The following is a 14,734-nucleotide window of genomic DNA, read 5'->3' as shown; positions in this document are numbered from 1 at the left end:
AAAAGAGAATCGAATGTAATATGAAAGCGAGTTTACAAAGAAAACAGTATAGAAGTTGAGAAAATGGAGGTAAAAACTGCTATTCTTTACTGTTTTTTAAGCAGTAAAAATCGTAAATCAAGATGGTGCAATTGTTGAGCAGTATTAAATATAGGTTTTCGCACCGTTTTTTCATTAGTGATGTAATAGTCTAATCCGTTGGGAGTAGCAATTCCTTCTACTTGGTGAAACGGCAATTTGAGTTTTATTTTGCGTTTGTTACCAGAGAAGAAGTCTGCTTTTTTGAAATCTGATAATAAGTAAACAAATGGTTGTAGTAGTTTTGAATAACCTGTTAAGACAACTGTACAGTTCTCTTTGTTATAAGTAGCACCTGTAATTAATCCTTTTACGTTCTGTGTCTTTAGTGGTTTTGCACTGTAGTTTCCAGGTATTTTAGGTATCGTGTACAATGTGGTTTTTAAATCTGAATATCTTTTAGTAAATAAATAAATAGTTTCTTCTAGAACGATAAATGCTTCACAATCAAAATTGGTGGTATTTGGTTTTTGAATTTTAAAATCTATTTGGTCAGCGTAACCAAATGCAATAGTATCTATTTGAACATTAGGTGTATCTATTCCTTTTTTTGCTACCCTCAAAATACGTAAATCCTTGCGGTTTCCAACAGAGTTATTACCAAAATCGCCAATGTAAATATAATCATGGTCTTGGCTTATTTCTTCCCATTCTTTATTTTTTAAGCCTTTGATATTGATTTTTTTTTCAATTCTACCATAAGTATTCATCCCGTATAGTGTAGCGTCTGCATCATCGTTTGCGGTCCATAGTAGGGAATCAAAGTAAAGTAAACTGGAATTTTCGATCAGGGAATCACTGAGTTTAACCGAATAATCAGGTTTTATTTTGATATTTTTATAGCGACAACTGCCATCGTTTACTGTTGCTTTCGGATTGTAGTTCTTCGATAGAGGATCGGTACAACCCGAAACCTGACTCCAAGAACTAGTTATGCAAACAAGGAAAATAAATAAAAAACGTTTCAAATCATATAAATTTAATTTCAAAAGTACTTCAAAAATAGTTTACTAGATATTTTAACTCATTATATTTGCGTCATGCAATTATCCGTAATCATCCTCAATTATAATGTTCAGTATTTTTTAGAACTTTGCCTTTTAAGTGTGCAAAGTGCTATTGAAAATATTGAAGCAGAAATTATTGTTATTGACAATCATTCCCCCGATAATAGTTGTAATAGGGTCAGGCAACGTTTTCCAAACGTAAAATTGATTCAAAATAATGAAAATACAGGTTTTCCAAAAGGGAATAATATTGGTGTAGCTCAAGCCAAAGGCAAATACATTTGCATTCTCAATCCTGATACCGTTGTGGCCGAAGATACTTTTGTCAAAGTATTAGCTTTTGCTGAAAAACAAAAAAACCTCGGAATTATAGGTGTAAAACTCATCGATGGTGCTGGAAATTTTCTGCCCGAAAGCAAGCGCGGTATCCCAACACCTTGGGTCGCATTTACCAAAATAGCAGCCTTGTATAAATTATTTCCAAAAGTCAGTTGTTTTGGTAAATATTATGCAAATCATTTGAGCGAAAATCAAACAGGTCAAGTCGACATACTAGTGGGGGCTTTTATGGTCATGGAGCGACAGCTGTATCTCGATATTGGTGGTTTTGACGAAGATTGTTTCATGTATTCAGATGATATTGATTTGTCGTACATGGCGCTGAAAAACGGCAAAAATAATTTTTATTTTCACCAAACAACCGTTATTCACTACAAAGGGGAGAGTACTATTAAGGACGGAACCTACATGAAACGTTTTCAGGAAGCAATGAATTTTTTCTACAAAAAGCACTTCAAAGTGTCTATTTTATTTTCCCTGTTTATGAAAATTGGTATCCTATTTTTCTCTTTCATTAAAATGTTTCAAGGAAAAGGTAAAAGCCAAAAAGAGAAAGAGCATTTTATTTTTTTTTCGAAAAATAAAAATTGGGTAGAAAGCATTGAAACAGTAATTCGCAAAAAAGTAGATTTTTGCGATTTAAATTTGCATCCATTTACTTATTTGGAGCAAAAAAAAGATATTTCTACTACAGAGTTTATAATTGATAACCATTTTATTTCGTTCAAAGAAACGATAAGTTTTATGGAATTGTTAAAAAGTAGCCAGTTTACCTTTAAGATACTACCAAAAAATACCCATTACGTAATAGGAAGTGATAATTCTAATGAAAGAGGAAGGGTGTTAAAGATTGAGGATAAAATGCAGATTATGAAATGAATGTTTCAAAAAATCACTAAATTCGCAAACAGATAATAAAACGACACCTTTTTGGGTAAAAAATATGGCAAGATTTGAATTAAAACTTCCAAGAATGGGAGAAAGCGTCGCAGAAGCAACGATTACAAACTGGTTAAAATCCGTTGGTGATACCATTTATGCTGATGAAACCGTAGTGGAAGTTGCAACGGACAAAGTAGATAATGAAGTTCCTAGTGAAGTAGCAGGTATTTTGATCGAACAACTTTTTGATAAAGATGATTTGGTACAAGTAGGGCAGACCATTGCGATTATAGAAACCAGCGAAATTGACGATGATAGCGTTCCCCAGCAACAAGTGGATCCCGCTATTATTGCCGAGGTAGAAAAGGCTATTGAGGTAGCAAAAGAGTCCGTTTTGGCTCCGGTTGATTTTGGTAGTTCAGAAAAATTTTATTCTCCATTGGTCAAAAATATAGCCACTACGGAAGGGGTTTCTCTTCAAGAATTGGACGCAATAACAGGTACCGGAAAAGATAGCCGTGTCACCAAAGATGATATTTTGAATTATGTTCAAAGTCGTACTTCAAGTAATAAAAGTGTAGTCATTGCTGCTACTACACCAAAGGTAGTGCCAGTGTCAGTAACAAAAATAACGCCGAAAGCAGTACCTATTTCTGCCAATGGCGGAGACGAAATCGTAGAGATGGACCGCATGCGAAAATTGATCTCGGGCTATATGGTGGCATCCATCCAGACATCAGTTCACGTGCAGTCATTCATCGAGGTTGATGTTACCAATATTGTGAAATGGCGTGACAAACACAAAACGGCATTTGAAAAAAGAGAGGGAGAAAAGCTTACTTATACACCTATTTTCATGGAGGCCGTAGCTAAAGCCTTGAAAGATTACCCAGGAATGAATGTATCTGTGGATGGTGACTATGTCATCAAAAAGAAAAATATCAACCTCGGAATGGCAGCAGCTTTGCCCAACGGAAACTTAATTGTACCTGTAATCAAAAACGCAGATCAACTCAGTCTAGTAGGCATGGCCAAAGCGGTAAACGATCTTGGAAACCGAGCAAAACAAGGAAAATTAAAACCAGATGATACCAAAGGTGGAACATATACCGTCACCAACATCGGATCGTTTGGTAGTGTTTTCGGTACGCCAATCATCAATCAGCCCGAAGTTGGGATTCTAGCACTAGGTGCGATTCGCAAAGTTCCTGCTGTGATAGAAACACCCGAAGGCGATTTTATTGGTATTCGCCAAAAAATGTTCCTGACCCACAGTTACGACCATCGTGTAGTTGATGGCGCACTAGGAGGAATGTTTGTTAAACGCGTTGCCGAATACCTCGAAAATTTTGATACTACTCGAAATTTCTAAAAGTTGCCAAAAATAAGCCCTATAAACCCTCAAGTCAATTGTGATTTTGAGGGTTTTTTTGGTTCAAAACAATTCGCAATCAAAGTACAATTTTGGGCGTATCCCGCTGAAAAACGAGGGACCGGGCTGTACGCTATATCTTTTTTGGGGCAGAAGAAGCCCCAAAAAAGGATGCCGCTTCCATCCCTTACGCAAAACCAAATAATGACCTCGGTACAGAATAAAGATATAGGTAGTAAATATGTAGTGTAAAATTAAATTTGAAGATTATATCTTTTTAGAAAATTTATTAAACTACTCCTAAAGCATACTATTTTAAGCTTAAAAAAATTATATTTGTAGTTCATACAAAAAAATAAAATGGAATTAAAACTCAATAGACCAATTTGCTTTTTCGACCTTGAAACCACAGGAATTGACATAGGAAAAGATAGAATTGTAGAAATCTCAATCTTCAAAGTGTATCCAAACGGAAATAAAGAAAGCAAGACCTGGCTCGTTAATCCAACTATTCCAATTCCGGCAGTAACAACAGCAGTTCACGGTATCACTGATGAAAAAGTAGCCAACGAACCAACCTTCAACGAACTTGCAACACAAGTATATACCATGATTAAAGATAGCGATTTGGGTGGATTCAATTCCGATCGTTTTGATATTCCATTATTGGCTGAGGAATTGTTGCGTGCAGGAGTAGATTTTGATATGAAGAACCGAGTATCTGTAGATGTTCAAACTATTTTTCATAAAAAAGAAGAGCGTACGTTGAGTGCTGCCTACAAATTTTATTGCGGTCAAAGTTTAGAAAACGCCCATTCTGCAGAAGCGGATACCATGGCGACTTACGAAATCTTGAAAGCACAATTGGATCGTTACGAAGATTTAGAAAATGACACAAAAGCACTTTCAGAATTTTCGACAAGAAAAAAAATTGCCGATTTTGCTGGAATGATTGCTTTCGATAAAGATGGAGAAGAGATTTTTTCTTTCGGTAAACACAAAGGAGTTAAAGTAGATAAAATTTTGGAAACTGAACCAGGATATTTCAGTTGGATTCAAAATGCCGATTTTCCTTTATATACCAAAAAAGTTTTAACAGCAATAAAGCTTAGAAAGTTAAATACTAAATAAAGTTGCTGAGTCCTGGGTTTCTAAGTTGCTGAGTTTTGGCTCAAGACTTCTTAGAAACTCAGCAAGTAGAATACTCAATAAGTTACTGAGTTTTTACTCCAAATTACTTAGATGCTTATAGCTTTAGGAACTTAGAAGCTTTAAAAATAAAATTATGTTACTGTGTCCTGAGTTGTTGATTTTTAATCAAAACGTCTTAGGGACTCAGCAACTCAGCAACTTAAAAAAAATGAAAATAATCTGCATTGGTCGTAATTATACCAAACACATAGAGGAGCTTCAGAACGAGCGTCCAACCGAACCTGTTATTTTTATGAAACCAGATTCGGCAGTTTTATTGAAACAACATCCGTTTGTACTTCCTGAATTTTCAGACGATATTCACCACGAAATAGAATTGATTGTCAAAATTAATAAAGTAGGGAAGTATATTGATGCGAAGTTTGCTCATAAGTATTATGACGAAATTAGTGTCGGAATTGATTTTACGGCTAGAGATTTACAATCGAAGCTCAAAGAAAAAGGTTTGCCTTGGGAAATAGCCAAAAGCTTTGATGGTTCGGCAGTTATTGGAGAATTTTTACAAAAAAATCAATTTAGTTCACTAGAAAATATTACATTTGAATTAACTAATAATAATAGTTCTGTTCAAAAAGGAAATTCAGAATTTATGTTGTGGAAAATTGATGAAATCATAGCTTATGTTTCACAGTTTTTTACCTTAAAAATAGGAGATATTATTTTTACAGGAACACCAGAAGGAGTTGCTGCAGTAAAAACAGATGATGTTTTAGAAGGATTTTTAGAAGGACAGAAACTATTTAGAATACAAGTAAAATAAATGGCTTTACATTACAACCTTTCCAAAGTTTACGAACTCTCAGATAATGATCAAGATTTTGTAAAAGATATTTTAACACTGTTTGTAACAGAAGTTCCTGATGATTTAGCACAAATAAAAGAAGGAATTAAAAAGAAAGATCATAAACATGCATATGCTTATGCTCATAAAATCAAACCAACTTTAGATTTGTTAGGTTTAAATGTAGCTTTTGAAGAAATTCTTCAAGTGGAAGCATGGACCAAAACTGAAGGAAAGAAAAAAGATATTATAGACACTTTTAAAAGTGTTAGAAAACAAGTAGAAGATGCTATTAAGGAGATCAATAAGGATTTTGATTTGTCTTAAAAGTGGTAAACATACTACTGTGTAAATAAAAAAATTCAACATCTAGTTCTTAATTAGGTGTTGAATTTTCTGTATATATTAAAGTCAAAATTAAAATAAAGACAGCATGAAAGCGACTATAGTTACTATTGGAGACGAGATATTAATTGGTCAAATTGTGGATACAAATTCGGCTTTTATTTCCAAATCATTAGATAGAATTGGGGTAGAGACGCATGAGATGTTGTCTATAAGTGATGATAAGCAACATATTTTGGATACTTTTATTAAGCTTCAAAATAAAGTGGATTTGGTTATAATTACAGGAGGTTTAGGTCCGACAAAGGATGATGTAACTAAGAAGACGTTTTGTGATTATTTTGAAGATGAATTAGTGGTTGATGCAGCTGTTTTGGCTCATGTGACAGAGATGATAGAGGGTTTTTATAAGCGTCCAATTACACAGATTAATAAAGATCAAGCTTTAGTTCCTTCTCGCTGTACAGTACTTCATAATCAAGTGGGTACAGCGCCAGGGATGTGGATAAAAAAAGAAGACACAGTATTTATTTCGTTACCAGGAGTTCCTTATGAGATGAGATATTTAGTTGAAAACGAGATTATTCCAAAGGTAGTTAAGGAATACGAGCGCCCTTATATTTTGCATAAAACAATCCTTACGTATGGACAAGGAGAAAGTATGGTGGCGGAGCGTATTGAAACTTGGGAAGATGCTTTACCTGAATTTGTAAAACTTGCTTATTTACCAAGTCCAGGAAGGGTACGATTGCGATTAACTGCTAGAGGTGTTAATAAAGGGATTTTAGAATCTGAAATTGAAAAACAAGTAAGCTCGTTAACTGATATAATTAGCGATATTATTGTTGGTTATGATGAGGATGAAACTATAGAAGTAGTAGTAGGGAATTTATTGAAGAATAAAAAAGTAACTATTTCAACAGCAGAAAGTTGTACAGGAGGTTCTGTAGCCTCATTGTTGACTTCCGTTGCTGGGGCTTCGGCCTATTTTAAAGGAAGCGTAGTTTCTTATGCTGCCCAAGCCAAAATTGATGTCTTGTCGATTCCAAGTGCTTTAATCGAAGAGTTTTCGGTAGTAAGTACAGAGGTTGCTTTAGCTATGGCTTTGAGTGTTAAAAAGTTAATGAAAACAGACTACGCTATTGCTATCACTGGGAATGCGGGCCCGACAAAAGAGGATGGAAAGGCCGAAATAGGCTCTGTTTTTATTGCTTTGGCTACCCCAACAGGAGTCCTTGTTGAAGAGTTTAACTTTGGACAACCTCGTGAAAAAGTGATAGATAGGGCTGTCTATAAAAGTTTGGAAATACTTCAAAAAGAAATTATAAAATTTGTGTAGCAAAATTTTGTTTGATACGTTTATTTTTCTTTTCTTTGCAGCCTGAATTTGAATAACGATTAAAAGAGATATATAATGTCAAGAGTTTGTGACCTTACAGGTAAAAGAGCGATGGTAGGAAATAACGTTTCTCACGCTATGAATAAAACTAAGAGAAAATTTTCTGTAAACTTAGTTAAGAAGCGTTTTTATCTTCCAGAAGAAGATAGATGGATTACTCTTAGAGTAGCAGCATCTACGGTAAAAACAATTAATAAAAATGGAATTTCTGCTGTTTTGAAAAAAGCACAGGCACAAGGATTTATCAAATAATCTTTTTCCAATACTAAACATAGAACAAGATGGCAAAGAAAGGTAATAGAATTCAAGTAATATTAGAATGTACTGAACACAAAACAACAGGTGTTGCAGGAACTTCAAGATACATTACAACAAAGAACAAAAAAAACACTCCAGACAGATTAGAGATTAAGAAATTTAATCCAGTTTTGAAAAGAGTAACTGTTCACAAAGAAATTAAGTAATAATTAGAGATTTGTAAAATATTAAATGGTTTCCATTAGAGTTTTATAAAAATTTCAAATAAACAAATAATTAGACATGGCAAAGAAAACAGTAGCATCATTGCAAACAGCTTCTAAGAGATTATCAAAAGCCATCAAAATGGTGAAATCTCCAAAAACTGGCGCTTATACTTTCGTAGAAACTATTTTAGCTCCTGAGTTAGTTGATGAGTTCTTGAAAAAGAAATAATCAAAAACACATTATATAAAAAAGCTACTTTCTATCGGAAGTAGCTTTTTTATTTTTATCTTTATCCTATTATTACATACCAATTTAGTACAATTCCGATTATGAGTTTTTTTAAAAGAATTTTTTCATCTGATAAAAAAGACAAAAGTCTTACAGAGCAAGAAAAAGTGGTGTTAGACAAAGGGTTAGAGAAATCAAAGTCTTCTTTTTTTACAAAGTTAACAAAAGCTGTTGCTGGTAAATCAAAAGTAGATGATGATGTATTGGATAATTTGGAAGAGATATTAGTAGCTTCTGATGTTGGTGTAAATACCACATTGAAGATTATCACTCGTATCGAGAAAAGGGTCGCCGAAGATAAATATTTGGGTACTGACGAATTGAATCGCATCTTGCAAGAAGAAATTGGGGCTTTATTGTCTGAAACTAATTCTGGTGAAGCTACTGAATTTGTTATTCCAACTCAAACCAAACCATATGTTTTGATGGTGGTGGGAGTGAACGGAGTTGGTAAAACAACAACAATTGGTAAGCTTGCTTATCAATTTAAGAAATCAGGTTATAATGTTGTTTTAGGTGCAGCAGATACCTTTAGAGCAGCTGCCATTGATCAATTACAAATTTGGGCAGATAGAGTAGGAGTTCCTATTGTTCGTCAAGATATGGGAAGTGATCCAGCCTCTGTAGCTTTTGATACTTTGCAATCTGCAGTAGCTCAAAATGCTGATATTGTAATTATTGATACTGCGGGTCGTTTACACAACAAAGTGAATTTAATGAACGAACTCTCTAAAGTGAAACGTGTAATGCAAAAGGTAGTTACAGATGCGCCACATGATGTATTATTGGTTTTGGATGGTTCAACTGGCCAAAATGCTTTTGAGCAAGCCAAACAGTTTACAGCAGCTACAGAAGTTACTTCACTAGCCGTTACTAAATTGGATGGGACTGCAAAAGGTGGTGTTGTAATTGGAATTTCAGATCAATTTCAAATTCCGGTGAAGTATATTGGTGTGGGTGAAGGTATTGAAGATCTTCAAGTCTTCAATAAATATGAATTTGTTGATAGCTTCTTTAAATAATAGACATGGATTTTATAAAAAATTTAAGTTCGTTGCATCTCTATATGATTAGTGTACTTTGCTTTGTAGGTGCAAATTTAATGCGTTCAAAAAGCATAGAGTTGTATTATTGCTTATTACTTGTTGGTGTACTTGGTTTTGTTTTTGGCTTGACCAAAAGAATTAAAAAGCGCTAGCTTTCTTAATTGATAAAGAGTTGTAATAGTAGATTTGATTTCTTTTTTAAGGATTCAGTTCCTATTAAATTTAGCTTAACTGTAAGGTGTAGATATTTATTACTCCAATGTGTTCAAATAGTACAACTTTACAAAAGTTACAGGAACACATTAAGGGGTTATCTTGTTTTGTGATATTTATCTGTAATAATGAAACGTGAATTGATGTTGAATGTACACTTCGAAATACTTTTCATCATAGAATGTTCTTTATAATTTTCCCATTGTTGAACTTAAAATAGATTGTTTTTCTTTTGTGTGCTCTATTTTGCGGCTCTATTTATGATTTATGGGGAAATGGTTCTGTTAAAATAAATGTAAGCAATATGACAGAAGAATAAAAAAAGTAACTTATAAGACAATGAATGTGAAAACAGTCAAATTTTAGTTTCCCTTTTTTTATCTAGCTTTAATTTTAGATGCTGAGAATGGCATCCCTTAAATTATCTTGTAGCTATAAACTTTAGGGTAAGTACTGTATTATCTAGTCAAAAAGTTACTTCTGAAATTGCTAAATATTTGTATTTACTTTTTTTTAAGATAAAATAATTTTAGAAAACGTATTTTAGCTTTTCTAAAAATTTAAAAATGAAAAAGACCTTTTCCATAGCCTTACTTCTAGTGTGTACTTTTTTCTTGCAAGCACAATCAAGTTCCTACAATTTAATTATTGGAACCTTTAATGCTGATTGCAGTGATAAAGGTGTTTTTGTGTACCAATTCAATACGCAAACAGGTGATTTTAAATTTAGATCACAATCTGAAAGTGTTGCTAATCCTAGTTTTGTATCCGTATCAGAGGATAATAAGTTTGTGTACACTGTAAATTCTGATGGTGCAAACAGTTCTGTTTCAGCTTTTGGATATGATTCCAAAGCGGGAAAACTTAATTTGTTAAACCAACAAAAAACAAATAGTGAAGATCCTTGCAATATTACTAATAACGATAATTATGTCTTTACTGCTAATTATTCAGGTGGAAGTATCACTGCTTTTGGGAAGAATGAGGATGGTAGTTTGACAGCATTAAAACAATTAGAGCAACATACTGGAAAAGGACCGAATTCCAAACGTCAAGAAAAAGCACATCTACACATGGTACAATTTTCTCCTGACCATAAATATTTGTTAGGAACAGATTTGGGAAGCGACAAAATATATTCTTATGCAGTGAATAATACTGCCGATAAACCATTGGAGTTAAAAGTTACCAATGATATAAAAGCGGGGAGTGGTCCAAGACATTTCGTTTTTAGTAAAGACGGTAAGAAAATGTATTTATTGCAAGAGTTGGATGGTACACTGTCGGTTTTCAATTATAAAAAAGGAAAACTGAAATTATGTCAAGAACAAACTATTCTAGCACCCACTTTTAAAGGGAAGTTTACCGCTGCAGACATTCATATTTCTCCAGACGAAAAATTCTTGTATGCTACCAATAGAGGTGATTCAAATGACATAAGCTGTTTTAAAATTTTAAAAAATGGTAAATTAGAGTTTGTAGAAAGAGTTGCTACTTTAGGAAATGGTCCACGTAATTTTTCTATTGATCCTTCTGGTAATTTCTTATTAGTAGGGCATCAATATACCAATGATGTGATCATTTTTAAGCGAAATATAGAAACAGGTAAATTGACTGACACAGGTAAAAAGATTGAGTTATGCTCACCTGTTTGTTTGGTTTTTACCAAAATATAAACGGTCATTTTTATTTTGAAGTTTTATTTTTCTGAATGTAAAAAGTATAAATCCACGTCAATGTAAAGGTAGGAATGATATCGGTGAACGGGAATAATTCCTCTAGTGTGCCAAATATTCCAGCTATTTTCCCTACTCTTCCTTTGTACATTTTTAACATGATTAAACCAGATAATGGGGCCCAAACAACATCTGAAAATTCACCCAAAAATGGAATACTGAAGGAAAGCATTCCGATACCGTCAAATAAAAGACTTAGAAGAAGGTAATTAATTTTGTTAGGATGCATAGTAGGGCGGGATGTAATGTTGGCAATGTTTTTTGAAATGTGTTTATGAGAGATAAGTTTCTTAGCTTCAATATCACAAATAATAGACCAATCTTAGTTTTTTTTATCGAAAGGTAAAATAATAAAGGTTTTTTAAAACAAAAAAAACTACAACCAAACGGTAATACGTTTCAGGCTGTAGTTTTTTTATAGCTAAAAAAAGATATTATTTTTTCAATAAATCGGCATAAATTTTCTCAAACTTATTCACCTTTGGAGTGATTACCATGTTGCAATAACCTTGTTCTTTATTTCCATTATAATAATTATGGTGGTAATCTTCGGCTTGATAAAAAGTAGTAGCTTCAGAAATTTTTGTGATTATTTTGTTGTCGTGAATTTTCTCGGCAGTCAAGAAATCAATATAAGCTTCTGCGATCTTTCTTTGATCTTCATTTTTATAGAAAATTTCACTTCTATATTGCGTTCCAATGTCATTTCCTTGACGGTTTAAGGTAGTAGGATCATGTGTTGCAAAAAATATTTCCAACAATTTATCGTATGTTATTTCGTCAGGGTTAAATTCAATTTGAATCGCTTCAGCGTGGCCTGTTTCACCGGTGCATACTTCCTTGTAGGTAGGATTTGGATTGAGTCCGCCAATATATCCAGGTATGGCAGTTTGCACGCCTTTAAGTTGTAAAAATACGGCTTCGGTACACCAGAAACAACCTCCACCAAAAATTGCAATTTCGTTTTTTATGTTTTCGCTCATGATAGTTAGTGTTCTACAAACAAAAGGTATTTGTAGGAATGATTTGTTTAAAAAAAAAGAGAATTAAATATTATTCAAATTTAGTTTATTCTATGCTTTTTCTATGTTGTTTTTAACTAAAATTTATCTTTTAGGAAGTGAAAAAGGGTGCGAAATCTATAAAATCTTTGTTTCTTTGCTGAAACGGATTCAAATGATTCAAGCTAGAAATTTACATAAATATTACGATCAACTTCATGTTTTAAAGGGAGTAGATCTACACATTCAAAAAGGTGAAATTGTTTCTATCGTGGGGGCTTCTGGTGCTGGAAAAACAACACTTTTACAAATTTTAGGTACCTTAGATCATCCTGCTGCTCAAAAAGAGGCTGCATTGATCATCAATGGGGAATCTATTTTGGAAATGAATGATAAGACGCTATCCAAATTTCGTAATTTGAATTTAGGTTTTATTTTTCAATTCCACCAATTACTGCCAGAATTTACAGCGCTAGAAAATGTTTGTATTCCTGCTTTTATCGCCAATAAACCCAAAAAAGAAACCGAAACTGAAGCCAAAAGATTATTAGATTTTCTAGGACTTTCACATAGAATTAATCATAAACCAAATGAACTGTCGGGAGGAGAACAACAACGTGTTGCCGTAGCAAGAGCACTAATTAACAAGCCAGCTGTCATTTTTGCCGATGAACCCTCGGGAAATTTAGATACGGTTTCAGCTGAGAATTTACATCAATTGTTTTTTAAACTCCGTGATGAGTTTGGACAAACTTTTGTTATCGTAACCCACAATGAAGAGCTTGCTAACATGGCCGATAGAAAATTAATAATGTCTGATGGAGTGATTATTAGTTAACGATGTTCTTGGTCAATACAATTGTTAATCAATAACTCGAAGTTGCATTGAAGTGACACTTTTTCGATTTAAAATAGAGTTATTCTTCACGAATAATTAACCGAATGACTTTAAAGTGTAATACCTCAACCCAAATGGATTTGTTTTGGGGAATTAGTAACACTCTTTTTACCTACCACAAATAGTAATGAAATTTCTTATATTGAAAAATATTTTGGTTACTCTCGCAAATGTGAACCTAAAAATATAGCAAATGGATTTTACCTATAGAAACTCAGATGAACCAAATAGAACTCAAAGAATTCCTAGACGAAAAAGTCATTCAATACAATACACGTGATTTTATTGAAAGTGATCCAGTGCAAATCCCACATCTTTTTAGCCGAAAAGAAGATATTGAAATTGCAGGTTTTTTGAGCGCAACTATTGCTTGGGGTAACAGAACAATGATCATCAAAAATAGTCATCGAATGATGGATATGATGGGGAATACACCCTATGATTTTGTTATGTCGCATACAAATTCCGATTTGGAACGGCTTGAATCTTTCGTTCACCGTACCTTCAATAGTCAAGATTTTACTTTTTTTATTCAAAGTCTTCAAAATATCTACCAAAAGCATGATGGTATTGAAGCAGTTTTTTCTAAGCATCAAGAACCTCATTCGATGCAAAGAAGTATATCCGAATTTAAAAAAACCTTCTTTGAAATTCCACATTTAATTAGAACAGAAAAACATGTTTCTGACCCACTCAAAGGTTCTGCGGCCAAGCGGTTGCACATGTACCTTCGATGGATGTGCCGTCAAGATAGCAAAGGAGTAGATCTAGGAATTTGGAAAACTGTTTCTATGGCAGCGTTATCCTGTCCGCTAGATGTACATTCTGGTAATGTAGCTCGTAAGCTAGGATTGCTGACGCGGAAACAAAATGATGCCAAAGCTTTAGCAGAATTAGATGCTAAGCTACGAGAACTAGATCCCAATGATCCTTCTAAGTATGACTTTGCCCTATTTGGTTTGGGTGTTTTTGAGGGTTTTTAAATACCAACAGATCAATTATATCCTTCGTTTATTTCGCATTTTCCTTCCTAGGTTTAGATATTACTAGGAATTGATTTGCTATTATTTCCTTCTAAATAAATTTTTCCAGAATAATTGCATTTTGTTTTGTGTAAGATAAAAGTGTTTTTATTATTTTTTAATTGTATTTTATCGATGTTTTGTGTTTTATACCGATTATCTATGTTGATTTTATTTATATTTGAATTATGTAAAGATCAAATCTAAATTTAATAAAGAAATAGATATGAATACAGCAAAAAAAATTGTTCTAGCAGAAGACAACTCGATTTTTTCCTTGTTGTTAAAATTTAAATTAGAGAAAGAAGGATATAAACTTTTGATTGCAGTAAATGGTAAGGAAGCTATAGAACTTATTGAAGAACACAATCCAGATATGATTCTGACAGATATTATGATGCCGTTTGTAAGTGGTCTAGAAGTAATTAATCACGTGCGCAATAAGCTTTCTTCAAGTACTCCAATTGTTGTTTTTTCATCTGCAGGCCAAGAGGAGATGATATTAAATGCATTCAACTTAGGGGCGACAGATTTTATGAATAAACCTTTTACCCCAAATGAATTAATTATGAGGACGAAAAGATTGTTTTGTTAACCTTGAAAATTATTGATTATCGTAATAAAAAATTGAATAACAGAAATGACTCATA

The 14,734-nt window shown here is 33.3% G+C and carries 17 protein-coding genes; 14 read left to right on the top strand and 3 right to left on the bottom strand.

Annotated features, from left to right (window positions below):
- Positions 1-86 precede the first annotated feature (86 nt).
- On the bottom strand, positions 87-1,046 hold the full coding sequence (locus tag M2326_RS10575) for a T9SS C-terminal target domain-containing protein (protein WP_264619531.1): 960 nt from the start codon (positions 1,044-1,046) through the stop codon (positions 87-89).
- A gap of 72 nt (positions 1,047-1,118) precedes the next feature.
- Here M2326_RS10575 and M2326_RS10570 point away from each other — a divergent pair, with 72 nt between their 5' ends.
- The 11 genes from M2326_RS10570 to M2326_RS10520 all read left to right on the top strand — a co-directional run bounded on the left by M2326_RS10570 (position 1,119) and on the right by M2326_RS10520 (position 11,103).
- Positions 1,119-2,303, top strand: coding sequence for a glycosyltransferase family 2 protein (locus tag M2326_RS10570; protein WP_264619530.1), 1,185 nt, complete (start codon positions 1,119-1,121; stop codon positions 2,301-2,303).
- A 64-nt stretch (positions 2,304-2,367) separates the two neighbouring features.
- Positions 2,368-3,678 carry a dihydrolipoamide acetyltransferase family protein gene (locus tag M2326_RS10565; protein ID WP_264619529.1) on the top strand — a complete coding sequence of 437 codons (1,311 nt, stop codon included), beginning with the start codon at positions 2,368-2,370 and terminating at the stop codon, positions 3,676-3,678.
- A gap of 360 nt (positions 3,679-4,038) precedes the next feature.
- Positions 4,039-4,809 (top strand): 3'-5' exonuclease, encoded by a 771-nt coding sequence (locus tag M2326_RS10560; protein ID WP_264619528.1) that lies wholly within the window; start codon positions 4,039-4,041, stop codon positions 4,807-4,809.
- 229 nt (positions 4,810-5,038) lie between these two features.
- Positions 5,039-5,650 carry a fumarylacetoacetate hydrolase family protein gene (locus M2326_RS10555; RefSeq protein ID WP_264619527.1) on the top strand — a complete coding sequence of 204 codons (612 nt, stop codon included), beginning with the start codon at positions 5,039-5,041 and terminating at the stop codon, positions 5,648-5,650.
- Entirely contained in the window at positions 5,651-5,998 is a 348-nt protein-coding gene (locus M2326_RS10550) for an Hpt domain-containing protein (RefSeq protein ID WP_264619526.1), read from the top strand.
- Between the two features lie 106 nt (positions 5,999-6,104).
- On the top strand, positions 6,105-7,355 hold the full coding sequence (locus M2326_RS10545; RefSeq protein WP_264619525.1) for a CinA family nicotinamide mononucleotide deamidase-related protein: 1,251 nt from the start codon (positions 6,105-6,107) through the stop codon (positions 7,353-7,355).
- 75 nt (positions 7,356-7,430) lie between these two features.
- Positions 7,431-7,667: a 50S ribosomal protein L28 gene (gene rpmB / locus M2326_RS10540; protein WP_108740706.1), complete on the top strand. Its 237-nt coding sequence runs from the start codon at positions 7,431-7,433 to the stop codon at positions 7,665-7,667.
- Between the two features lie 29 nt (positions 7,668-7,696).
- On the top strand, positions 7,697-7,879 hold the full coding sequence (gene rpmG / locus M2326_RS10535) for a 50S ribosomal protein L33 (protein ID WP_108740707.1): 183 nt from the start codon (positions 7,697-7,699) through the stop codon (positions 7,877-7,879).
- A 76-nt stretch (positions 7,880-7,955) separates the two neighbouring features.
- Entirely contained in the window at positions 7,956-8,108 is a 153-nt protein-coding gene (locus M2326_RS10530; RefSeq protein ID WP_108740708.1) for a DUF4295 domain-containing protein, read from the top strand.
- A 101-nt stretch (positions 8,109-8,209) separates the two neighbouring features.
- On the top strand, positions 8,210-9,190 hold the full coding sequence (ftsY, locus tag M2326_RS10525) for a signal recognition particle-docking protein FtsY (RefSeq protein WP_264619524.1): 981 nt from the start codon (positions 8,210-8,212) through the stop codon (positions 9,188-9,190).
- A gap of 803 nt (positions 9,191-9,993) precedes the next feature.
- On the top strand, positions 9,994-11,103 hold the full coding sequence (locus M2326_RS10520) for a lactonase family protein (protein ID WP_264619523.1): 1,110 nt from the start codon (positions 9,994-9,996) through the stop codon (positions 11,101-11,103).
- Between the two features lie 10 nt (positions 11,104-11,113).
- Here M2326_RS10520 and M2326_RS10515 read toward each other — a convergent pair whose 3' ends face one another.
- Complete coding sequence (locus tag M2326_RS10515) at positions 11,114-11,392, bottom strand: hypothetical protein (protein ID WP_264619522.1); 279 nt, start codon at positions 11,390-11,392, stop codon at positions 11,114-11,116.
- 205 nt (positions 11,393-11,597) lie between these two features.
- Entirely contained in the window at positions 11,598-12,146 is a 549-nt protein-coding gene (gene msrA, locus M2326_RS10510) for a peptide-methionine (S)-S-oxide reductase MsrA (RefSeq protein ID WP_264619521.1), read from the bottom strand.
- A gap of 193 nt (positions 12,147-12,339) precedes the next feature.
- Between msrA and M2326_RS10505 the strand changes: the two genes are divergently transcribed.
- From M2326_RS10505 to M2326_RS10495, 3 genes are all read left to right on the top strand, one after another.
- Positions 12,340-13,002 carry an ABC transporter ATP-binding protein gene (locus tag M2326_RS10505; protein ID WP_264619520.1) on the top strand — a complete coding sequence of 221 codons (663 nt, stop codon included), beginning with the start codon at positions 12,340-12,342 and terminating at the stop codon, positions 13,000-13,002.
- Positions 13,003-13,280: 278 nt separating this feature from the next.
- Positions 13,281-14,045: a TIGR02757 family protein gene (locus M2326_RS10500; protein ID WP_264619519.1), complete on the top strand. Its 765-nt coding sequence runs from the start codon at positions 13,281-13,283 to the stop codon at positions 14,043-14,045.
- A 265-nt stretch (positions 14,046-14,310) separates the two neighbouring features.
- On the top strand, positions 14,311-14,679 hold the full coding sequence (locus M2326_RS10495) for a response regulator (RefSeq protein ID WP_264619518.1): 369 nt from the start codon (positions 14,311-14,313) through the stop codon (positions 14,677-14,679).
- The last annotated feature ends 55 nt before the right edge of the window (positions 14,680-14,734 follow it).

Source organism: Flavobacterium psychraerolatum (assembly GCF_025960985.1).
Taxonomy (GTDB): Bacteria; Bacteroidota; Bacteroidia; order Flavobacteriales; family Flavobacteriaceae; genus Flavobacterium.
Note: the sequence above shows the minus strand (reverse complement) of the source record. Positions and strands in the feature narration are given on the sequence as shown.

Bases quoted from the DNA above. Each gene is read 5' to 3' on its own strand.
- M2326_RS10570 (WP_264619530.1), top strand. From the start codon at position 1,119: ATGCAATTATCCGTAATCATCCTCAATTATAATGTTCAGTATTTTTTA.
- M2326_RS10565 (WP_264619529.1), top strand. From the start codon at position 2,368: ATGGCAAGATTTGAATTAAAACTTCCAAGAATGGGAGAAAGCGTCGCA.
- M2326_RS10560 (WP_264619528.1), top strand. From the start codon at position 4,039: ATGGAATTAAAACTCAATAGACCAATTTGCTTTTTCGACCTTGAAACC.
- M2326_RS10555 (WP_264619527.1), top strand. From the start codon at position 5,039: ATGAAAATAATCTGCATTGGTCGTAATTATACCAAACACATAGAGGAG.
- M2326_RS10550 (WP_264619526.1), top strand. From the start codon at position 5,651: ATGGCTTTACATTACAACCTTTCCAAAGTTTACGAACTCTCAGATAAT.
- M2326_RS10545 (WP_264619525.1), top strand. From the start codon at position 6,105: ATGAAAGCGACTATAGTTACTATTGGAGACGAGATATTAATTGGTCAA.
- rpmB (WP_108740706.1), top strand. From the start codon at position 7,431: ATGTCAAGAGTTTGTGACCTTACAGGTAAAAGAGCGATGGTAGGAAAT.
- rpmG (WP_108740707.1), top strand. From the start codon at position 7,697: ATGGCAAAGAAAGGTAATAGAATTCAAGTAATATTAGAATGTACTGAA.
- M2326_RS10530 (WP_108740708.1), top strand. From the start codon at position 7,956: ATGGCAAAGAAAACAGTAGCATCATTGCAAACAGCTTCTAAGAGATTA.
- ftsY (WP_264619524.1), top strand. From the start codon at position 8,210: ATGAGTTTTTTTAAAAGAATTTTTTCATCTGATAAAAAAGACAAAAGT.
- M2326_RS10520 (WP_264619523.1), top strand. From the start codon at position 9,994: ATGAAAAAGACCTTTTCCATAGCCTTACTTCTAGTGTGTACTTTTTTC.
- M2326_RS10515 (WP_264619522.1), bottom strand. From the start codon at position 11,392: ATGCATCCTAACAAAATTAATTACCTTCTTCTAAGTCTTTTATTTGAC.
- msrA (WP_264619521.1), bottom strand. From the start codon at position 12,146: ATGAGCGAAAACATAAAAAACGAAATTGCAATTTTTGGTGGAGGTTGT.
- M2326_RS10505 (WP_264619520.1), top strand. From the start codon at position 12,340: ATGATTCAAGCTAGAAATTTACATAAATATTACGATCAACTTCATGTT.
- M2326_RS10500 (WP_264619519.1), top strand. From the start codon at position 13,281: ATGAACCAAATAGAACTCAAAGAATTCCTAGACGAAAAAGTCATTCAA.
- M2326_RS10495 (WP_264619518.1), top strand. From the start codon at position 14,311: ATGAATACAGCAAAAAAAATTGTTCTAGCAGAAGACAACTCGATTTTT.